Below are 23,868 nucleotides of genomic sequence, written 5' to 3' on the forward strand. Positions count from 1 at the left end.
CAAAAGGGGAAGTGGTTTTTTTATACTGCGCGAGCGCAGTTTCGCCCGGCTGCTTTTGCGCGGTATAAGCCGCTATCCGAACGAGCAAATATATTGTCGGCAGTATCATGGCTCGATGCCAGCGTAAAGCCAATGCTTGTGGTCACCGTATATTTAGCCAACATGCTCGACTTTCTTACGGCTTCCATAATTCTTTCTGCGATCACTTTGTTGGTTGTAAACGCAGGATCGTCAATTAAAATGGCGAACTCATCACCACCGAACCTAAATACCGAATCAGTTGCGCGTGTTGAGGTTTGTAAAATACGTGAAAACTCAACCAACACTTCATCACCGGCTTTATGGCCATGAACATCATTCACCTGCTTAAAGTTGTCTAAATCTAAAAGCATTAAGCTGAAATTACGATGTTGACGACGGCATCGTTCAAGCTTTTCTTCTAAGTTGTCAGCAAACTGACTGCGATTGTAAAGTCCCGTTAGTGAGTCCTTGGTTGCTAGTTGCAACACACGGTTATACATCAAAGCGTTACGCATTGGGTAAATTAAACAGGCGTGTAATTTTGACAATTTTGCCTTGATAGCTTCACTAAATGGAAACTCACTGAAATACACCAGCTGGCCTAAGTGTTCTTTTTCGAGCTCAAGATCAAACGTACTAGCTGGAAATTGGCTATCGCTGTCCTTCATCTGAAAGACGCCAAGGCTACAATGGAACTGGAGTCCCGAAATTTTTGAAATTCTTGCCACATGCTCCGCGTAAATAGTCAACAGCTCTTCAATGTTGAGTGTTGTCTGAAGTTTGTCGACTAATCGCGCGTAGTGTTCACCGCCTTGCGTACTATACTGTTCAGAATTGAACGGCAAGTAATCGCCTCTGGTCGGCAATCTTTGTGTCAAAATATGGACATTTTCCATATTTCTTCCCCTTAAATACAACAATACATGATTAATATGCGAACTTTGTGCCAAAAATTTAAACTGGCTTAAAAACAAACGCTTGCTATATTTAAGAGAAAGAAAAAGAAATCCACCCTTATTCCCCGTCAATTTTTTCGCTCAGGAGGCAGATTGCAAAGTATCTTCGCGCAGGTTTTTGCCTTGCTGTTATGTGCTGTAATTTTAGTCTGGTCCTTTAAGCGGATTGGCTTGCCGCCTATTCTGGCTTATTTGCTCACTGGAGTCATTGCGGGCAGTCACGGCATTGGATGGATGAGTGACAGCCAAGAAATTCACTTTATGGCCGAGCTTGGGATCGTGTTTTTACTGTTCAGTTTAGGGCTTGAATTTTCCGTGCCAAAATTAATGGCAATGCGAAACGTAGTATTCGGTTTAGGGAGTTTACAGGTCATTGTGACCACGATAATTGGTATGTTGGTGTTGCGTTTTATGCAATATGAGTGGGTAGGGGCATTTGTGATTGCGAGCCTCATCGCACTTTCTTCTACGGCGGTTGTGGTTAAGCTGTTAAAAGAGCTGGGGATGCTCAACACACGTCATGGTCAGCTCGGTATTGGCATGTTGTTATTCCAAGATATTGCCGTTGTGCCGCTGCTCATCGCGTTTCCGCTTATTTCCTCTGCAAGTAATTCAGAGCTGGCATCAGCGCTACTTTTTGCATTTGCTAAGGGGGCTGTGGTGTGTCTGGTTTTATGGGCAATAGGTAAGTGGTTACTGCCTAGAATATTTAACGAAATCGCATTAGTAAGAACAGATGAGCTCTTTGTTTTATCTACTTTGGTTGTAGCCCTGTGCGCGGGCTCGCTCACTTATGCATTCGGGCTTTCAATGGCGCTCGGCGCATTTTTAGCGGGCATGATGCTAGGGGAAAGCCAATATCGGCATCAGCTTGAGGCAGAAATTAGACCATTTCGAGATATTCTAATGGGACTCTTTTTTGTCACAGTGGGTATGCAGCTAAATATTCCTTATGTGCTCGACCAGTTTATTTATATTGTTGCAGCACTTGCCGCGGTGCTTGTGATCAAAGTGTTGATCATCGTTGGCGTTGCGCAGTTAATGGGTGAGCGTAAAAAAGACGCTTGGGGCGCTGGTATTTTGATCTGGCAGATGGGGGAATTTGGCTTTGTGTTACTCGCGCTTGCCAGTAAACATCAGTTGTTGGATCAAAATGCGGTGTCCTTCTTGATCACGCTTGGCGTGTTGTCTATGGCGTTAACGCCTTATCTTATTAGTAAAACCGCGCATATTCTCAATATCTTGGGAATAGAAAAAGACTGGCAACCCGAAGCTCCGAGTGGTTATAACGCGGCTGATTTAAAAAATCATGTTGTGATTTTTGGTTATGCGCGTGTTGGTCAAACTATCGCACGATTTTTACGTCCAGAGGCTATTCCTTATATTGCGGTAGAGCGCAACCCGCAAATTGTACAAGACGCACAAATTGCGGGTGAGCCTGTGCTATTTGGTCATGCGGCACAAAAAACGCTGTTAAAGTCAGCAAATATTGATAAAGCGCGCTTGGTTATCATTACCTTCGATGACTTTGAACAGACGCAAGTGGTTGTAGACGCCATTCGTCGGCGTACCCACGAAGTGAAGATCTTGGTACGCATGAAAGATGACAGCTACATGGAGCAATTAAAAGCCATGGGCGTCGCAGAAGTTGTGCCAGAAACTTTAGAAGCAAGTTTGATGTTGGTTTCTCATGTGTTGTACATGTCTGGCGTGCCAATGCGCAGGATTTTTCGTCGCGTCAGTAAAGAGCGAGAAAATCGTTATCCGTATTTACATGGTTTTTTTGCTGGAGACAGCAGTGATCTGCATGAAGTCACAGGCGAGAGGCTAGAATATCTGCATGCCATTGCTTTGCCTGACCATGCATTTGCTGTTAACAAGTCAATTGCTGAGCTTGAGCTCAACGTTAAGCGCGTTGATATTACTGCGTTAAGACGTGACGGCGAAGAAATTGCTCAACCAGATGAGCAAACCATTTTACGCGTTAATGATGTTTTGCTGTTAAAGGGGAAACCCCGCCGCGTTGAACGTGCGGAGCAGTTTTTACTCGATGGCCTGCCATAATAACGTTTTTTAAATTATGCTTTTTTAACAGATCGCCGCGTAAAGCGTCTCCTACAACACGGAGTAGGAGCAGGATGCGTTCTTGCTCTATCTATGTGCCTTGATCATCAGGTGTATTAAATGACACGATATGCTTTTGCATCAAATGCATTTGAGTAAACAAAAAGGTGTCACCGTTAAAATCTGCTAAGTAACGGCTGTTACTGGGTACCTCTGAAAGGCGTTGATATATCCCTGTACTGAGATGATAAGACCATAGTTGGTTGTCGTTGTTTACGCCGTACAATATACCGTCTTTATAAACGGCAAATGGCTGCGCTAACTGAGCGCGTAACGCATGGATCTCAGTCGGTACGGGAGCTGCGTTTGTGTTAACAAGCCAAAAACGCTGACTCATATCTTGATAAAGAAAATGCTCACTATCTACTTGCGCGGCCCAAACTACATTTTCAGAAACAATGAGTGAGGCATCTTTGGTATCTTTATTTATAATGTAAAGCCCCGCGTTTCCATTTTCCCTTGCTGTGACCAACAACGTTTTCGGCGTCAGCCACTGCAGGACGGAATCAATGGCAAGCGAATTAGCAATGAGGGTTTTCTCACCATTTAAGGACCAAATAGTGAGTCCTTGTTGTGTTGTGCCAGCTATCTCATTACCCGCAGGAGACCACACAATTCGTTTGCTGATATTGTCGTGCCGTGAATCGGTAAGCTGTGAAACACCTTGGTCATTGTAAAGCCATATTTGTCTTGAGCCGGTACGTGTAGATGTAAAAGCAATATGATCACCATGAGGTTGAAACTGTGGATTGTCCTCCTTCATTGTTGTTCTGGCTATCTTTGCTGTCGCAGCGGTTTGGTGATTTCGTATTTGAGCAAGACTTAAGGTAAAAATATCGGTATCGGCATTTATCTGTGTCGCTAAAATCTGTTTTCCATCAGCTGAAAAAGAAGCCTCTGTTAGATTCTTTCTGCCCCCAGTATCAAGTGCAACCATTCTCCCGTTGGTTTGCAGTTTATAAAGTCCATTAGTCGTCGATGCGAGCAAATACTCACCGCTTGGATGATAACTGACTTCAATTGGCTGTAATGGTGACAATTCGTGCGGTAGTACTATCTTTGCCGTGATCGTTAGTGTCTTATCAGGATTGTAAATATTCAGGTGATGAGAGTTGTGCTCATCAATGCTCACCATTGCGAAAACATTTTGATCTGCAAGATAGTCAAGAGTGTAGTTTTCAAAGTTTGGCAAATACTCGGTAGTGCGGCTTTTTTTTGTATTTAAATCAAAAAGGTAGGGCACTACTCGCTTAGGGCGCAAATGAGATAAGTAACTGATCTCGCCGCTTTTCATCCAATTTGCACGCCATATGGGCTTTTCTTGGCAAGCGATAACGGCATGTGGATTTTGTGGTGAGTTGATTGCAGTATCGACATTTAGTGTGTTTAAAAACCAGCAAAAGGGAGACGTCTCTTGAGCCTTGCAATGACTCCGTTCAGTAAAAGTTAGTTGCTTTGCGTCATGTGACCAACTTGGTTTTCCGTATACGCCCTGGCGAGCGGTTAAACGAGAGGTTTTGTGCGAGGCTAGATTTTTTACCCAAAGCTGACTATGGCAATTATCGCTAAAGCGCTGAAAAACAATCCATTGTCCATTGGGTGAGTAGCTGGCATTTGCATCCCATGCGTCACTTGTGGTCATTGGAGTAAAAGTAGGCTGAATCGGTACTCTGGGCTTGGTTTTTGGTTGAATTATAACCGTAAAGAGATAAGCCGTGATAACTATCGCTAGTGCCGCTACCCCAAATTTTGCAGCGCGTGGGCGAGATTTTTGAGTCGCTTTATGCGCGCTTGGCTTATTGCTTGTTGACGTAACGGATGCCTCTAAACTATAGCCTTTTTTACTGTGCGTTTTTATAAACTCTAACTCACTATCAGCATATTTGAATACTTGGCGAATTTGAAAAATGCAGCGCTGCAATGTATTGGGAGAAACAACTCTGTCGTGCCAAACGGTGTTAAGTAGTTGCTCAAAGCTCACTACTTCTCTAGGTTGTTTTGCCAATTCACAAAGCACCGCTATTGCTTTAGGGGGGAGCGCATACGTTTGTTGGTCGATAACAATATGATTGCGGTTTACATCCACAAGGTGTTCCGCAATCAAAAACTGCTTTAATTCCATTTTAAAATTCTTTTTTCAGCGAATTATCAGCGAAAAATCAGCAAACTTTGCTATTTTATCGCCCTGTTTTTTTCTAATGTAACACACTGATAAAAATAAACTAAAAAGGAAAGTCATGCGTTTTATTATTTTGCTATTGTTAATGCTACTTGCAGCATTGGGCAAGGTGTATGGGCAAACATTAGAACAACAAGCCATCACTATTGGGTCTAAAATAACTTTTGCATCTAAGATATTAAGTGAGAATAGGGAGGTCATGGTTTATACACCAAATGATTATGACCCTAAGAAACAATATCAAGTGTTGTACTTACTCGATGCAGAATTCTTTTTTACCCAAACCGTGGGCATTGTGGAGTCTTTGGTTAGTACTGGAAAAATACCAGCTACCATCGTTGTTGGGTTGAAAACCACGGTAAGAACTAGAGACTACTTACCGCCAATTAACGGTGAGGCTCAAAGTGATAGACAGCGCTGGATTAAAGAGAAGTTTCCTCAATTTGGCAAGACAACCGAGTTTACAGCCTTCTTAACTCAAGAGTTATTTCCTTTCATTGAGTCACAATATTTACTCAAACCTAATCGTACGTTAGTAGGGTATTCCAATGGTGGGATCTACGGACTACACACCTTTTTAAATAAGCCAGAGATATTTACTAATTATCTGCTTGTTAGTCCGCCAGGTTGGTGGGGTGAGGAAGAGCTCGATCAGCAGTTTAAAGCACTCAGCAACTCAGCTCATGATTTACGTCGCAATTTGTATATTAGTATCGCTGGGGAAGGTGGCGACTTTTACACCAACGGTATGCGAGTTGCGTCAAACCTGAAAGCACTTCGATCAAAAGAAGTAAATTGGCAATTTAGCCTCAAAGAATTGGAAACGCATCAAACTACGTTTTACCCAAGTCTCTATGAAGGATTAACGGAACTTTTTGATGATTTTTATTTTGAGCTTAACGAAGAAGCAGGAAAATATGCGCATATCTCTGATATTGAAGATTATTATCTAAAGCTCTCTAAACGCTATGAGTTTGATGTGTTAGTGCCAGAGTCTATATACAGAGCACTTGCTGACGCGCAAATCAGCCATAAACGTGTAGACGCTGCACTTGCGACTTTAAATGCATTTGTCACGCGTTATCCCGACTCGTCTTATGCCCATGCAAGCCTAGGCCATGGATATATAGAGAACAAAGCGTATAACAAGGCGCTGAAAAGCTTTAATCACGCCTTGCAACTTGCGAAAGCACAGCAAGTCGACGATCCGTCAGTATATGATTATTTTGAAAGCATGATAGCTCAAGCAAAAAGTAAAATCGTGCAGTAAGCTATACAGATCGCCGCGTAAAGCGTCTCCTACAACACAAAGTAGGAGCAGGTTCACCCTGCGATCTTGTGTGTTGTTTTTATGTTACTGCTCGCTGCGTAAAGCGTCTCCTACAACGGAGTAGGAGCAGGTTCACCCTGCGATCTTGTGTGTTGTTTTTGTTGTTACTGCTCGTCGCGTAAAGCGTCTCCTACAACACGGAGTAGGAGCAGGTTCACCCTGCGATCTTTTATGCTTTTACTACCTGTCGAGCTTGCTCAATAAATGCTGCTTAACGGTGGGCCATTCTGAGGCGATAATCGAATACACAACGGTGTCTCTTAGCTCGCCGTTTCTACCAATCTGGTGACTGCGCAAGATACCATCGAGTTTGGCGCCAAGTCGCTCAATGGCATTGCGAGAGGCATGATTAAAAAAGTGAGTTCTAAACTCTACGGCAATGGCGTCAAAATCTTCAAAAAGTTGCTGTAACAGCAAAAGCTTACACTCCGTGTTAACCGCTGTTCGACGCACTTTATCGCTGTACCATGTATAGCCTAGCATGGCACGGCGATTAGCTATATCTGCATTGTAATAGCGGGTGGTTCCCACGATTTCGTTGCTGCTATTTAGCCTTACCGCATAGGCAAGGTTGCCTTCAGAACCTTGACTTATCGCAGTGTTAACATAGCGTTCCATATCGTCTGGGGTGGGGACATTGGCATACCAAAGCTTCCAAGCTTCACCATCTTTTACTGCCTGTTGCAGCGCATTAATATGTGTTGTTGATAATGGTTCAAGGGTGACATGGTGTCCTATCAGTGATTTATCAGTTGGCCACATGCGTTACTACTTCCTTATTTTGAGTATTTTGATGGTATCTTGTTTTGCAAGAGATACGGCTAAGTGATTTGCGTCTGTCACAAAAGCCAAGGCTGATATATTGGCTAAGGGATTGGTCAAATCATCAAAAGTTGCGATATATGTAAGTTTGCCCGTTGCGGTAACGCTAAACTCTGCAATACCAGAGCTACTCTCAGAGGCTGCGAACAACCTTTTGCCATCAGCAGCAAGTAACAAGGTGGAGACACCGTTAAGTGGCTTGCCAACTTGGCTTGCATCAATGGTCTGGAGCAAATGATATTGACCATTTTGTTGACGCTCAAAGGCTAAAATGCTGTTACTGCCCGCCGCTGCAACATAAAAAACAGTGAAATCTGAGCTAGCAACCAAGGCTTGTGGTTTACTGAGTGCGAGCAAGTTAGTGTCGTTTTTAACGATGCGCTGTTTAACAGTATAAGTACCTTTTGTCTGTTGCCATAGCGTAATGACATCACCTTCATAACCTGCAACGATAAGCGCGTTAGCCTCTTTACTTACTAGCACATCCACAGGCCCACCCATATCAGTTTGCTCAGCGCTATCAATAGGGCCTAGCCACGTCACGCTGTTTGTAGGAGTGATCCTAAAAGCAGTGACCGTATTGCTTTTATAACTAGGGATAAATGCATAGCGCTTGTCGCCACTTAAGCTAATTTTCCAAGGTGCAAACAAGCTAAGGGTGTTATGAGCTGAGGCATTTTTGGTTGGATCAAACACCACTTTGTAAGACACTTCGTCAGAAAATGTTTGCACAAGGTTAAACTTACCCGTTTTATCTTTTGCAAACACATTTAATGCACCATCGTAAAAGCTAGTGTTAAGAATGAGATTGCTATTTACGAATACCGCATCGGATGCGCCAGTAAGTAAAAGTGGTTGCGCATCGCTCGATTGAAAGAGTTGATCTTGGACTAGCTGCTTATTTGCATTAAGTGCAAATGTAACCACTGCGTTATCGTCGCCACTTACTGCAACGGCCTGCGTACCTTGGTGATTAAAACGCAGCTGCCTGGGATTATCTAAGCCGCTAAACCCAGCGGTGTTATTTTGGATGATTTGAACAACGTCGAACGTTTGGCTGTGTGCGCTAAATGAAATTGACCCAAGTGCGATATGCATAAGTGCACTTATAGTAGGTTTATACATCTTTACTACCTATTTTTATTATTGTAAATCTTACTTGAGTTCCAAAAACTCTCTCATTTCGTCCAAGCGGTTCATGCCGTCTTCAAATCCAAGCTCAATGAGTTTTTGTGTATAAGTACGCTCAAACAGCAAGTAACTAGTTAAACTCGACGGAGAATGCTTTTTAACCCCCATGGTTCTGAGTAACAGCTTGATTGCCAACGGCATATCTTCGTAATAATGATCTGCGACTTCATTAAAATTAACCGTTGGCTTGATGAGCATATGATCTACTCGCCTAAGTTCTTTGTGCTTTTCTCTGGCCGGTAGCAAGCTTACCGTACGGTTAACGCGGTCGAGCCGTTCGATGTCTGAATTTAGGGTATCGCTAAACACACTGTCTAGCAGGTGACCGGCGACCACAGACATTCCCGGAAAATGCGGCTCATAACCGAGCGGCTGTGGTAGTTTAGGCTGTTCAACACCGATCACAAAGATTTTATCCGCACCTAAATGAATGGCAGGGCTAAGCGGGGAAAGCTGGTGGATAGAGCCATCTCCATAGTAATGATGTTTAACGCGCACGCTTGGAAACACCATAGGTATAGCCGAACTTGCCATGAGTAAGTCGAGCGAAATTGTGCCCGGAACACCTTCGCGCTTTGAGCGCTGCCAAGGCTCAGCATTGTTCGCTTGATAAAACGCCACTGACTTACCAGTAGAATAGCTCGAAACCGTAATCGCGATGGCATCAAGATAATGGCGGTGTAGATTGTGATCGATGCGATTTAAATCAAGCACATTGGCCAGCAGCTTTCGAAGCGGCGAGTTATTTAACAAGCTGGCTGGTGGCTGATTAAGGTATTGCGCTTGAAAGCTACGCATCATATTGGCAAATAAATGGCCGTATGCACCAGTAAACGAGCTTTTGTACACCATGTCGGTGCTAAAGTTCTTCCAAATATATTCCACTTTTTTCACCGCAAGGTGAAAGCAAGATGCGTAACAGGCAATCCCCGCCGAGTTAATTGCGCCGGCAGAGGTGCCAGTAATGATTTCAAAGGGGAGGGGAGAAGTACGAGGCATACTTTGCGCAAGCGCCTTTAATACCCCAACTTGATAAGCGGCTCTTGCGCCACCTCCAGTCAGTAGTAAGGCAATTTTTTTATCACTCGTTCTATGCTTTCTCAAAAGAGGCTATCCTGCTGTTAAATTTGCTTAATTTAAATTTGGTCTTTTTATGCGTTATTTATCTTTGTTGATGTTGTAATGCTTTAGGTGCAAAGAGTTGATAACTCCAGTAAATGCGTTATTTTTAGTAGTAAAGTGCCACTCTGCCCTTAAGCCGCTTATAGGTTGTATTATTTATTCTAGTTGAACCTAGCTAAAACCCAAGTTGTTTGAGTGCACATACCCGCGCAACATATTAGGCTATTATTTTGAAATTTAAGCACTAAAGCGCTATGGTGGCACAAACAAATTTTAACAAACTAGCGGTTTAATTTAGTCGCTAATTGGCGCGATTTTGTATTTAATAAAGTGGCAATTTAGCTTAACTTCAATGTACTGAACTTAAGTTCGGTGCTCAAGTATTTTTATTAAGATCAAATGTTTGAACAAGGTGTAGCCAGAGTTTGCACCACAACGCATTTTTTTAGGGTTTCAGCGCGCATTAAGTTATTAGTCAAGTATTTGGTGATAGTTTTACATTAACGCGTATCAACAATGACGAAGAGGGAGTCCCCATGTCAGAGAATCATCAAGAAGGTAATAAAAGACCTTCTAACAGCCAGTTGTTATTTGCCGCAGTAGTTGTACTAGCGTTGATTATTGTGGCTGTGTTTGTGCTAGCACAAAAAGACACTCCATCGACGGAAAACCAAAAGGTAAAGCAAGATATTGTTGTGCCTGAACAAACCCAAACGCCACTGGTCAATACCGCAAGAGAAACACCACCTGAACAAGTGGTTGAACCTGAAGTAACCTTGCCACCGCAACGAGAGCAAATCGAGCCAGAGCAAGTAGAGCCGGTTGAACCTGAAGTAACACTACCGCCGCTTTCACAAAGTGATACAGAAATTAAAGAAGCGGTATCGAATTATCTCTCTAATCAAGCGGTAAAATTGCTGGCAGACGATGACGTGATCCGCCGCACGGTAGTTTATGTAGATAACCTAGCAAAGGGTAAAGTGGCAGAAAACCATTCACCAGTGGTGAAGCCGCAAGATGGCTTTAGCGTAATTGATGACGACATTATTATTACCGATCCTAACAGCTACGAGCGTTACACACCCTATGTCGCCATGTTCGACACCATGAGCACCGCGCAAGTAGTTAGATTATACGACCAATACAAACCATTATTTGAAGAAGCATACGAAGAAATAGGCTACGAAGGAGATGCATTCAACGGCACGTTAACTGACGCAATCGACGAGTTGTTGGCAACACCCATTCCAGACACCGCATTGCCTTTGGTAAAAGACTCAGTTACCTATAAATATGCTTATGCAGAATGGGAGCAACTTTCTCCGGCGCAAAAACAGTTTTTAAGAATGGGCCCTGAAAACATGAAGAAAGTGAAAAAGCGCCTAGAAGAAATCAAAATTGCGTTGAACAAATAAGCACATAGCCTCATAAAATCCACAAAAGCTTGGCAAACTGTTTAAACATCACTCAGTTAGCCAAGCTTTTTGACTTTTCCCTTGCATCCCCCTGCAATCTTCGAGATAATTCTTCCCGCGCCAAACAAGGCCCTCAATGGTAGTCTTATTGGTCCTCTCGCAACAATAGTACGTGAATCTGGTCAGGTCGGGAACGAAGCAGCCACAGCGTATGACTTGTGTGCCGGGATGTGGCTGGTAAGACTGCCACCCAAACTTCCATACTGTTGTTTGAAGTGTAAGTCTTATTGATAGCACTCAAAACTATACTAATCTGTACTAATTCCCTTATAAATCCAATTAAAAACTCATTCTCAGTTCATTAGATCAATAGCACTTCTTATACTAATCTACTAAAACTCATCCGTACTAATTGGTTTAGTTACCGTGTTAGTCAAAGTTCTTGCGCAAGTTAAAACAGATAATTCAGGTTTATTGATTGAAGTACCTGTGTTGCTTAGCGAATATGGTGTATTCGATCCCTTACTTGATTACGTTATAAGCCAGTCGCACATTAAAAGTTTGCCATGGATGAATCGCATTACGTTTGCTTGCCAATTGTTGCTCGAGTACATGGAAGCCAACACAGGATTATTTTCAGACGCCAGCAAGTTATTTCAATCATTTGTAATGCGTTTATCGTTGGGTACCATTAGCCCAGAAGGGAATGATCCATCGGGCTTATATTGGCTACCTCGCTCTACAGCAAATGTAAATCAACTTTTATCTGCGCTAAATGGCTTAACGGATTGGCTCGCCAATAACAGAAATACAAGTAGCTTAAATCCATTTGAACAAGCCAGCTCTCATCAAGAACGCCTTAACTATGCTGCGTGGTACAAACGCAATCAGTACAACTTTTTAGGCCATATCAAAAGTAACCCTTTACCCAGTGTGCTTAAAACCGTACGCAAGGTACGTGGTAAAAAGGATGTGCTAAAGGTTGATGGTGATGCCATTTCATTTCCAGAAAAGCTCTTTAAACCCTTTTTTATTCAAGGTTTAGGCAAAGCCAGAGATAAGCGCGTGGCACTACGTGATCAGCTTATTGTGTTGCTGATGCATGGCACCGGTGTACGAGAAAGTGATGCTTTACACCTTTGGGTGGATGATGTGTTTTACGACCCAGAAAACCCAAGTGGTGTGATAGTACGTTTGTACCACCCCGAAGATGGCAGAGCACCAAATAACTGGACTGGCCGCAAACGACAAAAAACACGCGCAGCGTATTTGTCTGAGAACTTTAACTTAATTCCTCGTAACCGCATGACGGGTACCGCCCGAGTTGGCTGGAAAACCAAAGTGGTTGATGATGACGAAAACTACATTCAACTGCACTGGTTTCCAGCCTTTTACGGTGAGCTATTTGCCAAGTTGTGGCAGCAATACTTACTTTACCTATTACCGTTGCCAAGAATGCACCCTTACGCATTTGTGTCGTTTTCACAAACACACGAAGGTCAATCGCTCACCCTAAACGCGTTTAACCAAAGTTATAAAGCGGCCATGGCCCGTATCAACCTAGTGGTGTCAAAACCCGAAGGGCGAACTCCACATGCCCACCGTCATGCTTATGGCAGACGTATGTCGAGTGCAGGTATCGATCCACGACTGATCAAAAAGGCACTCCATCATGCTTCGCTGTTATCACAAGCCGTATATACCCAACCTAGTATTAGAGATGTGACGTTGGCATGTGAAAGAGCGTCAAAAAGCCTTGATGGCCAACACTATGCCGAGTTTAAAGAAGACGTCAGCGTGAGCTGGCAAAAGGTGATGGAATCGGGTTTTGAAGATATTGACCCAGATGGGCTATTTAGCGGTAAGTACCCTAAATTAAGGAGATATAAACCATGAAAACACAGGATTATGAGTTCAATTGGTTTATCAAGAAAAACGGCTCAGGCTGGGAAACATGGCGGGAGCTGGCCTCTACTTGGCTTGAAAAAAAGCAATACGGCATTGACCATTCACGCGCCGCCATCGCACGCTTTTTAGATGAATACCTGGTACCGCGATTTATTACCGACCCCATTGAGCTATTTACACTGGCAGATCAAGACTACAACAAGTTTCTTATGCCGTTTGAGCTGAACGAAGGCTACCGTGTTAGGCAAAACAACGAAGTATGTAGCTTTATTGACTGGATAATTGACACTTACTACTCAGAGCCTGATGACAATGGCGATCCTGTGCCGCTATTTCAAAACCCCTTTGATAAAGAGCAAAACCCTGTAAGACGACAGGAGACTGTCTACAACGCTTTACCCTACGCCTATATTAAGCAACTGCGCAGCATATTATGCCCCGCGCCTCGGGGTCACTTTAAGCAATGGAAGTGGGCCATCGACTACAGTGAGATCTTCTTCACCAATGCTCGTTTTTTAAAAGACTGGATTTTGGTTGATGAGTCGGTGATAGACAAAGCAGACCCCGATTGTGTTTGGCAAAAACACACACTAGATAAACAGCGGCAAATCAGAATAGATGGTGCACTTAGAACCCTAGAAGAAGGAGACAGCATTTACTTAATTTGGTCACCTGTTCGTGCCATGGCTTTATACCTTAAATTGCAGTTACCTTTACGAACCTTTCAAGTGCGAATGCTGGACTCGGGCGAAGCTGATACATGGCGTTACAGCAACGGCGAGTGGCAAATGAATGAGCAACATCATTTTGCTGAAGGCAGCGATAAGCGCCCATGGCAAAAAGGGGTATTCCACCGCATTATTACGCCAGATATTGGTGATGTGATGACGGGTATGTACATAAACACCAATAAAACCGCAGATAGAAACAAAGATGAAATAACTCGGGGATACGTGATCCCATGGCAACACGAAGAGGTGTTGTATTGGTTAGAAAAGCTAAGAAACTGGCAAGAAAAGTACAATCCAATCAACAAGCCCACCTCAATTTACGACTTAGATTACAAGCACTTTGGTAGCACTAAAACCAAAATTCAGCGCAGTGAAATTGGTGATATTTGCTTTTTGTTTCGCAATGCCGCTGCGTATCGTAAGCGCGAACGGCGCATGCCAATTACAGATGGTTATGTTAACGCACTTTGGGTGGCTTTGCTTGCTCAACTTGAGCAAGATGTGGCGAAAAAAGAGCATACTTTAAGAGATGGTGCCAAAGTGCATTTTGTAGACCCTAAAAATGCCAGAAGGCCGCTATTTCCTTTGCATGCATTACGCGTTTCTTTGATCACTTGCTACGCCATTGAGGGGGAAATACCCACACCGATATTGTCAAAGCTGTTGGTTGGCCACAGTCGTTTGATCATGACTTTGCACTACACCAAGCTCACGCCTGTGATGATGGCCAAGAAAATGCGCGAGGCCGAAGGCAAAATAACCGACAAAGAAGACGATAGCTTGCAGTCATTCTTGGCCAATAAATCCATTGAAGAAATCGGCTTGCAAGCGGCGTTTAAAGACATTGAATCGCTACAAACTGCATTGAGAGTGCGCAACCCAGCTGGGTGGCAGGAAAAGTCGATAGGCATTTGTTTAGCGGGAGGCAATACCTCGCCCTTGGTTGAACATGCCTCTATTGCAGGGTGTTGGAATGGCGGTGATAAACTAAAAAAAGCGAATCGGAACCAAGCCGATTTACACGCGCCAGTACCCCATGGCATTGAGAACTGTATTCGCTGTCGTTGGTTTATTACCAGCATCCGCTATATTCAATCGCTTACGGCTCACTTTAACAACCTAAGTTATCACGCCACAGAAGCTGCAAAAATTGCTGCGGAACTCGAGGGCGAGCAGGCGAGCTTATTGGATGAAGAGTATTTCTGTGAAGTTAATGGCACCCCTTTTAGCAAGCGCGACCAGCTAAACAGCATAGACCGGCGTATTGAGCGACAAAAGTCCGAAGCCGATGAATACTGCAAAGACTTAGTAGCGTGTTTTCAGGTGATCCGTAAGGTACTAAGTATTGAGCAAAATCGGGAAGAACACGATCGCAAAGACAAAGTGATTGCGCTTGGCTCCGCACAAGACATATCACCATTTTTTAGCTTTTTAGACACGAAATCTGAATTTAGGCAGCTGATCCAAATCTGCGATGACGCAGAAGTATTTGCAGACTTAAAAGACGATTTAAAGAAAACCACGGCCATTAATCACAGATCAAACATGCTAAACACCATGCTGATGCGCATGGGCTACCAACCAATCCTGATGCAGCTCGACGACGAAGCGCAGCTTAAGCTTGGTAATGTGATGGTCAATGCCATGCTAAATGCCACTAAAGAGCCAGACAAAAGCAAAGCCATGACAATGCTTTCAACTTACCTTGATACTGAAGCTTACTTGAAAGACGCAGGCCTACTCGAGCAAGGTGTACAAGCGATTGAAAGTAATACAGGCATTAGCATCAGAACATTAGCAAACATGGCAACAGCCACTTTAGGAGTGAAGAAAAATGGCTAATCCAGTTGACCCAACCCTAGTACTGCAAGAGCTATGCGCAAGCGCCACTGCAAGAACATCCAATGCTTTAATGGTATTGAATGCAGTGCTTGAGCAACAAAGTAGAATAACGCCTTTCGACTTTTCTATGGCAACGATCGGGCGGTTGTCAAAAGAACAAGGTGGTCCATCAACACAAACCATCCGTAATCGCACAGGAAAGCATTTTCAGCAATTAATTGAGGCTTGGGCAGCCTATGCAGGCACAACGTGTAAAAAGCCGCTCTCAGTACGCCAAAAACAGCTATTGAATAGCAACGACCAACATATTCTCGATGCTATAGACGACCCTGTGATTAGAGCCGTTGTAGGCTCACTGATTGCCGAACGTAACAAATACCGTGACCAACTTAATACGCTGAAAGCCAACTCCGACTTATTTATCGACAGAACTAAAGGCAATAAAGCTAATACCACACTTGAAAATAGGCAATTGGTACCGCTGGAAGTTGAAGCCATTAAAGCCGCAATTTCTGATGCATTTTTCAATAAACAAGGCTGGGAAGTTATGCTCACAGGGCAAGTCAAAGATGCTGAGGGGAATGAGATTTATAAGCGCGGGTACGTGAATGGGTTGAGGAAGGTGATCAAACAAAATAATTGATGCTACGAAAACGATACATACATTGATTTTAATTAAGTTACGTAGACATAAAGGCATTGTAGTTTTATGTATCTTAATTGATATTTAATATGAAGTAATTGCGGATATTGGATAAGGGGTTATTAATGAGTTCTAAATATAATGGAATACAATTTGGCACGGATTTAGAGGCTATTTGGGCTGCGTTCTTTGATTTAGCAGGTTGGGAATGGCGGAGTAACCCAGCTGCGATAGAAGATTGGAAACCCGATTTTAAGGTTACTTTTAAATGTGAGCACTCAGAATGCGGAGGGAGTCATACTCTTCTTGTATCTGTGCTTCCTGTAAAATCACTAAATAACTTAGAAGCACACCCAGCTTTATCTCACGTTTATGGAGTCTCTGGCTCTGATGCGGATGGTGGAGCCTTATTTGGTAGTAGCCCTTTAGCAACTAAATGGGTTATTGCACATGGCTCTGGTGGTGGTTCAGAGAGTATTTATGACAGAGTAGAAAACGCAGATGAATTATGGGCAAGGGCTGTTGTTGTGACCACACCAAACTGATCAGCATCTTAGCTTTCAAGTAAGGGATGTGAAACATGGATAAGTAGTAAGCTTGACTCCTGATTTAAAGAGGTAAATTAAAGTGTATAAAATCAAACTAACAGAGAGACCTGTGGGTTTCGCTTTAGGTCCTGCAAAACAGGGAGAAATGGGGGGGGTCGAGTTTAGAGGGATTGCGGTCCAATCTGAAGGAAGGGAATTTCTGCGTAAGATCAAAGCGCTAAACAGTATTTTGAGCAAACTTCCTGAGCAATACGATCCTTTTATGATTAAAACTGTTGTAGTTATTATCAATGAAGATTTAGAAGCAACGGTTTATGTTAATGAAATTGAAATCCTAGCTCGAATTGCGGTTAATAAGCATGAGGGTTTCACTAAAGGTGAGGCTGTTAGGATCAACGATATTCTTCATGTTCAGGAGTTGTCAGTTGAAGGTGTTTCCTTTCCTAAGGATTCTGCTTATCTAGTATTATTGAGTCAGGATTGGGATCGGATTTTCTATTACGACTATGGTCCGTTGTTAAGTGATAAAGACGTCAAAAGGGACATAGATTATTCTGTTAATCATTTTTTGAGTTATGGATATAGCAGGGCATTGTTTTATGAAGTCTACGATATTACTGAAGAACAGTGGAATTTAGTAATAAGCTCTGGTTGGTTTCCATTTGCTTACACAAACTATCAAAACCAACAGCTTTTAATTCAGCATATCCTATTAAGTTGGGATTATTCAAAACTCCTTACTGAGATAAATACAGATTTTTGTGCTGATAGCACAAGGTGGTTAACAAGTCTTTTTTCAAAATCTGCGCACTCATTAAACAAACACCAAGGTAGAGTTGAGAGAGCTCTGGATTTTCACCTAAGCGGTGATTACGATTCGGCTGTTCATTTAATGTATCCGAGGCTGGAGTCGGTGTTGAGAGACGACTTTTTGATGCATAATACAGATAAAGGAGGAAGGCGGCAGACGGCTATATCTGAGCATATTGCGACACATATTACTGAAAAATCATACTCGGTTTCCCTGTACTTCCCAGAACAATTTTGCAGCTTTTTGAAAAGTATATTCTTTCAGGACTTTGATCCCCATAGCGACCTAAACCCTGTAAGTAGGAACTCTATATCCCACGGAGCAATTGCTGAAGACTTGATTGGCATGAAAGAGTCACTGATGGGTTTTTTAATTTTTGATCAAATTTGTAGATACATAAAATTTAGTACATCCGTAGAAGGGAATCTGTAACACTAACTTGAGAGTATGCTGATATGTTTAACCAATATTCTTCTTAACGAGTTTGTATATTGTTGTTCTTGATAAACTTAATTGTCTCGAAATAGAAGAAATAGAATGTTCCAGCTTATATAGTTGTTGAGCTTTTGACCTTATTTGGTTAGATATTGGCTTGCGGCCTTTGTATTTACCCGCTTTTTTAGCGGCTGCAATGCCCTCGAGCTGTCGCTCTTTTCTGATATTGAGTTCAAACTCTGCGAACACGGCAAGCATATCTAAAAAGGCTTTGCCCGAGGCTGATTCGGTTGAGATGGGTTGCTCAAGCGCTTGTAGCTGAATATCGTTGGATTTTAGGTGTTTCACTAAGGTTTGTAAGTCGAGTACGGAACGAGCGATGCGGTCGACTCGAGTCACGATTAACGTGTCACCAGCACGAAGGTAGCTAAGTAGAGCTTGAAACCCATCGCGTTTGGTATTCGATGCTGATGCCATATCGGTAAATACCTTGTCACAACCAGCTTCCTCAAGTTTGACTACTTGTAAATCTAAAGACTGATCTGTGGTCGAAACTCGCGCATATCCAATCTTACTCATGGCAATTGTTCATTTAGCATCTAGACTAAATAAATATAGTGCGTACTAACGCCTTAAACCACCCTAAATGAACACTTTTAATTGGTATTGGTGATGTTCAACTAGGGTATACGCTATTTGAACTTATGCTTTGCCGTCGTTTTAGGAAATGCCACCACAATGGACTTGCAAAACCCTGACCTGATTTTAGTAAAACGCCTATCAGAACATTCATGTTCCTACTTTGTAGTTGAAAGCATTGCGGGTAGTGATGTGGTGTTGACGGATATTGAAAGCGGTGGGCGGTTTAATTTTGCGAAGCCAAGGCTTGAGCAACTGGTGTCAAACGGCCAGCTCAGAACCATCGCGCGGCGTGAGCTACCCACCAAGTTACCCTTTAAACCACTCAGTAACGTTAAAAAGCCTAAAGCTGAGGCGGCGGAAGATGTTACATCCAAAAAAGAAATGGAGCGACGTTATAAGTATGTACAAGGCGCAATTGAGCAAAGCGTTCCAGCCCATACCGAGAAATGGTTAACCCCGTATATAACCCAAAGGGCTTCGGAAATAAACGACAGTAGCCCACCGTCATGGCGCACGCTAGCCTATTGGAACAAAACCTTTGTGGAAAGCGGTTGGGATAAACACGCACTGATGCCCAAGCATAAAGCCAAAGGCAATCGCACCAAGCAATTGCCTCAAGAAGTTCATGACCTCATTGATGAAGTGATAAACGAGTACCTTCGCACCCATACGGTGGTGAGGTATCAAAAGGTTTATGACCTACTTCTTGAGCAGCTTGATACGCTGAATGTTGAAAGGCATAAGGCTGATTTAAGTGAGCTAAAGCCATGCAGTTATAGGTGGATAGTGAATCGTCTTAAGAGTAGATAAGAATGACCTTAAGCGTAAAAAAGAACTGAGGCATTATATACAGGAGAGAACATGCTTAAAATTACTGGGCTCGACAAGTTGCAAAAAGAGTTAAAAGAAATAACGCAAGCATTGAACCAACTTGATGGTGATTTGGGCGCCGTTAGCTTTGATCCTCATGACCCTATGAGTATTGAAGCTGCCATCCAATCGGTTAACCAAATAGTAGATAACCGTATTGAATCGTACACCGATAACCCCTTCGTTGGTTCGCTCGCCGAAAAAATGAAAAACCAATATAGAGAGAGTATTCTACAAAAAGCTGCTGAGGCCCGATTACAGTCCAATGAGGATTCGTGATGGCCCAGGATATTTTCGAAGAAATTAACAACGCTGTTTTGGACTTGCAGAATTCGCAGATGCAAACGTACGAACGTCCACTGAAAAAGCTCGCTCAATTGTTACGGCATACCGATCTTGAACCTTACAACGAAGAATTAACGAAAGAAGCTGATCTCGATGCTTTCCTTGCAGAAAGCAAAAAAACAGATCTGGGTATGGTTGGTAGTGCCCAGCTTGCATGGCCGGATGATCCCAAAAAAACGATGGGATTAACGTTACTTCTCATTGAAAAGTTGGCCAGCGAGCCAAGATACGCCGTTAATTTCGGTCATCAGTATTTCTATTCTGGGAAGAAAATTATCGCAGGTATCCATTCACTTACTGGACAGCTTATTATTCCATTCGTTCGTGATTATAAAAACTACATTCAATTGAAGGGGAGTACAGAGACTGTGTTGAAGCCGCCAATCTCAAACAAGATATTTATCGTACACGGCCATGACGATGGTGCTCGGGAAGCTGTGGCTCGTTTTCTGGAGCGTATGGGCTTGGAGGTCGTCATTCTTCATGAACAGGCAAATCAAGGAAAAACAATTATCGAAAAGGTCGTTGCAAACAGCGATGTTGGATTTGCGGTAGTCCTTCTCACACCAGATGATGAGGGGTGTGTAAAGGGAGGAATACTCGAGCCTAGGGCTCGGCAAAATGTTTTATTGGAACTGGGCTACTTTATTGGTCGCTTGGGCAGAGAAAAAATATGTGCTCTAAAGCGTGGCTCGTTGGAAATTCCTAGTGATTTCGCGGGTGTTATTTGGGAGACAATGGATAATAATGGTGGATGGAAACAGGCTCTAGCGCGTGAACTTGAAGCAGCCGAGTATAGTATAGACTGGAACAAAGTGATGCGTGCTTGATACGGAGCTTAGGGTCTTGCTATGTGCAATACGCTCAGTTAATAACGTCTATTTTTGGCAAATAGCAAGCTAAAAAGCGCAATATAATTGAACAGCTATGTCTTACTTCTTTTATAGATTACTAATTTTCTACCATTACACCTCATTGTTTTAATTATTTTTTGTATATTTAGTATGGTTTCCGCTATAAATTTGTAAGTCACTACAAACTCCAATACTTGTTGTTGTTTGAAGTGTAAGTCTTATTAATAGCATTCAAAACTATACTAATTCCTATCTTTTTAAAGTAAAAAACTCATTCTCAGTTCATTAGATCAATAGCACTTCTTATACTAATCTACTAAAACTCCATCCTAGAATGATAGATGATTATTTAACATTTTATTTTCTAAGTGTGAAATGAACCTAACTCTACACAAGTTGGTAAATGACTTTTATTTAAAGCCCAACTTACCGCGTTAATGTGTGACCCCATGATTACCTATTGGTTTTTTAGAGACTAAAAACTGCTTGTTTTAGTCAATACACCAAACATATAATTCAATGACTTAAAGAAACCTAATTACTGTATATTGGGGCTGCGTATTTTGCGCGTTTAACGCTTTTTTAATGTATCAGTAGTCGGACAAGGATGCTCGTTTTGCGCTATCTAATTTTATTTTTGACGTTCTCTATCGGGTTGCTCAGCCTCTCAACATGTTTTGCTTCTGATGCAGCTAATCAAGCCGCAGTAAAACCTCAAACAGTAGTAGACCAAACGTGGCTGATTGGTCAACTTATTGAGCTGCAAGCGAAAAGCGCAAAACTTGAAGCGACGTTGCAGCTACAGAATGTAAGCAGAAGCGATCTAAAAAATGTCGAGGCAGAGCTAAATAGGCTGCAAGTTCAGCTTGTTGAAGTGAAAGAAAAGCTAACCGCACAGACTGAAAACCAAGCTAAAGAACTAGTGTCTTATGACCGTAGGATTGGCGACGTTAGTTGGAATACCAATATGTGGGGTCTCATCCTGACAGTTTTTGGCGCTATCATTACAGTTGCTGCTATCTTTTTAGGTTTTACGGCTAAAAATCGTGCGGTTGCAGAAGCACAAAAAGAAGCGCAGAACTACATCAAAACAGAAAGTCGGAGTCTTCTTGAAGCACAAGAACAAAATTTCAAAGACGAGCTAAAAAAGCATTCGACTAAGTTTGACGAACTCCACGGGCAACAAGAAATCCAAGGAAAGCTTATTCATGTGCAAACTATTTTTGATAAAGCACGTGAAGATTTTAATGACAAAAACTACGGAGCTGCACTTTTAGCTTTTGAAAAGGTATGGGGTTATATCGAATCTAATACTGATCCAAGATTGAAAGATTTCGCCTGCAGAGCGTTATTTGCTCAAGGCCTAGCTCAAGGCCAGCTAAATCAGCCTGAGAAAGAAATCCAAGCATACAATGACTTAATCGCTTACGTTGGTGACGACCAAACGCCGGCTTTGCAAGAGCGGGTTGTGAAGGCCATGCTCAACAAAGGCGTTATGCAAGGCCAGCTAAATCAGCCTGAGCAAGCCATCCACACCTACAATGACTTAATCGCTTACGTTGGTGACAACCAAACGCAGGCTTTGCGAGAGCAGGTTGCAATGGCTATGGTCAATAAAGGCCTAGCCCAAGGTCAGCTAAATCAGCCTAAGAAAGAAATCCAAGCATACAATGACTTAATCGTTTACGTTGGTGACGACCAAATGTCGGTTTTGCGAAAGCCGGTTGCGATGGCTATGCTCAACAAAGGTATTACGCAAGGCCAGCTAAATCAGTCTGAGAAAGAAATCCAAACCTACAATGACTTAATCGCTTACGTCGGTGGCGACCAAACGCCGGCTTTGCGAGAGCGGGTTGTGAAGGCCATGCTTAACAAGGGTATTACGCAAGGCCAGCTAAATCAGTCTGAGCAAGCCATCCAAACCTACAATGACTTAATCACTTACGTTGGTGACGACCAAACGCCGGCTTTGCGAGAGCAGGTTGTGACGGCCATGCTCAACAAAGGTATTACGCAAGGCCAGCTAAATCAGCCTGAGCAAGCCATCCACACCTACAATGACTTAATCGCTTACTTTGGTGACGACCAAACGCCGGTTTTGCGAGAGCAGGTTGTGACGGCCATGCTCAACAAAGTTATTACGCAAGGCCAGCTAAATCAGCCTGAGAAAGAAATCCAAACTTACAATGACTTAATCGCTTACGTTGGTGACGACCAAACGCCGGCTTTGCGAGAGCGGGTTGTGATGGCCATGCTCAACAAAGGCGTTAGGCAAGGCCAGCTAAATCAGTCTGAGCAAGCCATCCAAACCTACAATGACTTAATCACTTACGTTGGTGACGACCAAATGCCAGTTTTGCGAGAGTATGTTGCGACGGCTCTTAATCAAGTTGGGTTTACCTTGCTATGCCAGAGTAAGCCACTGATTCAGAAAAGTGAGTTTGACGGTGCTAACATACTCCTCAATCAAGCCTTAGAAAAATTTGAATTGGCGATTCGCGAGCACGCCTCAGGTGTCTGTATTGGGAACAAGGCGTACGCCTTAGCGTTATTAGGTCAAATTGAAGGATCCGAGCAGGTGTTTGCGAAGGCTTTACGCGCAGAAGTGAATGGCGGTGAAACCTTGTATCAAGGCACGCTTAAGGATTTCGATATCCATCCTATAGAACAAGACAAAGCCTTCCGTGAAACCGTTGAACAGCAGTGGCTCCTCTATCAGCAAGCGCTTAAAGTTAACGGCGAATAGATTACTTGAAAGTGAAAAGTGGGGTCGTCTCTTGCAACATTGAAAAAACCAAAAGGCGACACCCTTTCCCCTTTTATCACGTCTGAAAATAAGCAATTGATGAGTAATTCATTTCATCCATGAAATGAAAGGCGGGTTAGGCAATGCATGGCTTATGTCGCCGTTTATGTTCACATCAATTGATTAAATGTAGGCCAATTTATCAAGGGGGAGGCTCTCTTTTTTCTGATGGTCTTTAATCTAACCTTCCGGATTTTTGTTTAACTTTCATTATGTTGTGCGTTATGTGGTTCAGTGATATTGTGTACTACAAAGCACTATGCAGCACTTATC

At 42.8% G+C, this 23,868-nt stretch carries 18 protein-coding genes and 1 other RNA gene; 13 read left to right on the plus strand and 6 right to left on the minus strand.

Going from position 1 to position 23,868, the window contains the following annotated elements:
* Positions 1 to 20: 20 nt before the first annotated feature.
* Positions 21 to 917 (minus strand): GGDEF domain-containing protein, encoded by an 897-nt coding sequence (locus BB427_RS00635; RefSeq protein ID WP_010371382.1) that lies wholly within the window; start codon positions 915 to 917, stop codon positions 21 to 23.
* Between the two features lie 153 nt (positions 918 to 1,070).
* Here BB427_RS00635 and BB427_RS00640 point away from each other — a divergent pair, with 153 nt between their 5' ends.
* The gene (locus BB427_RS00640; protein WP_069018616.1) at positions 1,071 to 3,041 is read left to right on the plus strand and encodes a monovalent cation:proton antiporter-2 (CPA2) family protein; all 1,971 of its coding nucleotides are present in this window, start codon (positions 1,071 to 1,073) and stop codon (positions 3,039 to 3,041) included.
* A gap of 91 nt (positions 3,042 to 3,132) precedes the next feature.
* Here the strand turns inward: BB427_RS00640 and BB427_RS00645 are convergent, their stop codons facing one another.
* Entirely contained in the window at positions 3,133 to 5,223 is a 2,091-nt protein-coding gene (locus BB427_RS00645) for a winged helix-turn-helix domain-containing protein (protein ID WP_069018617.1), read from the minus strand.
* A 115-nt stretch (positions 5,224 to 5,338) separates the two neighbouring features.
* Between BB427_RS00645 and BB427_RS00650 the strand changes: the two genes are divergently transcribed.
* Complete coding sequence (locus BB427_RS00650) at positions 5,339 to 6,550, plus strand: alpha/beta hydrolase (protein ID WP_069018618.1); 1,212 nt, start codon at positions 5,339 to 5,341, stop codon at positions 6,548 to 6,550.
* Between the two features lie 240 nt (positions 6,551 to 6,790).
* Here the strand turns inward: BB427_RS00650 and BB427_RS00655 are convergent, their stop codons facing one another.
* From BB427_RS00655 to BB427_RS00665, 3 genes are read right to left on the minus strand one after another with little or no spacing between them, the layout of a single operon-like run.
* Positions 6,791 to 7,372, minus strand: a complete 582-nt coding sequence (locus tag BB427_RS00655; RefSeq protein ID WP_069018619.1) for a GNAT family N-acetyltransferase — start codon at positions 7,370 to 7,372, stop codon at positions 6,791 to 6,793.
* Positions 7,373 to 7,378: 6 nt separating this feature from the next.
* Positions 7,379 to 8,557, minus strand: a complete 1,179-nt coding sequence (locus tag BB427_RS00660) for a beta-propeller fold lactonase family protein (protein WP_069018620.1) — start codon at positions 8,555 to 8,557, stop codon at positions 7,379 to 7,381.
* A gap of 30 nt (positions 8,558 to 8,587) precedes the next feature.
* Complete coding sequence (locus BB427_RS00665; RefSeq protein ID WP_045964207.1) at positions 8,588 to 9,727, minus strand: patatin-like phospholipase family protein; 1,140 nt, start codon at positions 9,725 to 9,727, stop codon at positions 8,588 to 8,590.
* Between the two features lie 554 nt (positions 9,728 to 10,281).
* Here BB427_RS00665 and BB427_RS00670 point away from each other — a divergent pair.
* The 7 genes from BB427_RS00670 to BB427_RS00700 all read left to right on the plus strand — a co-directional run bounded on the left by BB427_RS00670 (position 10,282) and on the right by BB427_RS00700 (position 18,075).
* Positions 10,282 to 11,160, plus strand: a complete 879-nt coding sequence (locus BB427_RS00670; protein ID WP_069018621.1) for a DUF3014 domain-containing protein — start codon at positions 10,282 to 10,284, stop codon at positions 11,158 to 11,160.
* Between the two features lie 146 nt (positions 11,161 to 11,306).
* Positions 11,307 to 11,403: signal recognition particle sRNA small type (gene ffs, locus BB427_RS00675), an RNA gene on the plus strand.
* A 183-nt stretch (positions 11,404 to 11,586) separates the two neighbouring features.
* A complete protein-coding gene (gene gmtY / locus BB427_RS00680; protein WP_069018622.1) occupies positions 11,587 to 13,056 on the plus strand; it encodes a gamma-mobile-trio recombinase GmtY in 1,470 nt (489 codons plus the stop codon).
* Positions 13,053 to 15,641 (plus strand): gamma-mobile-trio integrase GmtZ, encoded by a 2,589-nt coding sequence (gene gmtZ / locus BB427_RS00685; protein ID WP_069018623.1) that lies wholly within the window; start codon positions 13,053 to 13,055, stop codon positions 15,639 to 15,641. Before gmtY ends, gmtZ begins: the two co-directional genes overlap by 4 nt.
* Positions 15,634 to 16,284 (plus strand): gamma-mobile-trio protein GmtX, encoded by a 651-nt coding sequence (gmtX, locus tag BB427_RS00690; protein WP_069018624.1) that lies wholly within the window; start codon positions 15,634 to 15,636, stop codon positions 16,282 to 16,284. The genes gmtZ and gmtX overlap by 8 nt, the downstream gene beginning before the upstream one ends.
* 125 nt (positions 16,285 to 16,409) lie before the next feature.
* On the plus strand, positions 16,410 to 16,829 hold the full coding sequence (locus BB427_RS00695; RefSeq protein ID WP_069018625.1) for a hypothetical protein: 420 nt from the start codon (positions 16,410 to 16,412) through the stop codon (positions 16,827 to 16,829).
* Between the two features lie 82 nt (positions 16,830 to 16,911).
* Positions 16,912 to 18,075: a hypothetical protein gene (locus BB427_RS00700; protein ID WP_069018626.1), complete on the plus strand. Its 1,164-nt coding sequence runs from the start codon at positions 16,912 to 16,914 to the stop codon at positions 18,073 to 18,075.
* Positions 18,076 to 18,102: 27 nt separating this feature from the next.
* On the opposite strand, the gene BB427_RS00705 is transcribed toward BB427_RS00700, so the two are convergent.
* The gene (locus tag BB427_RS00705) at positions 18,103 to 18,657 is read right to left on the minus strand and encodes a recombinase family protein (protein WP_069018627.1); all 555 of its coding nucleotides are present in this window, start codon (positions 18,655 to 18,657) and stop codon (positions 18,103 to 18,105) included.
* 159 nt (positions 18,658 to 18,816) lie between these two features.
* On the opposite strand from BB427_RS00705, the gene BB427_RS00710 reads away from it, so the two are divergent.
* From BB427_RS00710 to BB427_RS00725, 4 genes are all read left to right on the plus strand, one after another.
* Complete coding sequence (locus tag BB427_RS00710) at positions 18,817 to 19,530, plus strand: hypothetical protein (RefSeq protein WP_069018628.1); 714 nt, start codon at positions 18,817 to 18,819, stop codon at positions 19,528 to 19,530.
* A 51-nt stretch (positions 19,531 to 19,581) separates the two neighbouring features.
* The gene (locus tag BB427_RS00715) at positions 19,582 to 19,869 is read left to right on the plus strand and encodes a hypothetical protein (RefSeq protein WP_069018629.1); all 288 of its coding nucleotides are present in this window, start codon (positions 19,582 to 19,584) and stop codon (positions 19,867 to 19,869) included.
* Entirely contained in the window at positions 19,869 to 20,765 is an 897-nt protein-coding gene (locus BB427_RS00720) for a TIR domain-containing protein (RefSeq protein WP_069018630.1), read from the plus strand. The genes BB427_RS00715 and BB427_RS00720 overlap by 1 nt, the downstream gene beginning before the upstream one ends.
* 640 nt (positions 20,766 to 21,405) lie before the next feature.
* Entirely contained in the window at positions 21,406 to 23,535 is a 2,130-nt protein-coding gene (locus tag BB427_RS00725; RefSeq protein ID WP_069018631.1) for a tetratricopeptide repeat protein, read from the plus strand.
* Positions 23,536 to 23,868: the final 333 nt, after the last annotated feature.

The sequence above is a fragment of the Pseudoalteromonas sp. BMB genome (genome assembly GCF_001709235.1).
Classification (GTDB): domain Bacteria; phylum Pseudomonadota; class Gammaproteobacteria; order Enterobacterales; family Alteromonadaceae; genus Pseudoalteromonas; species Pseudoalteromonas maricaloris.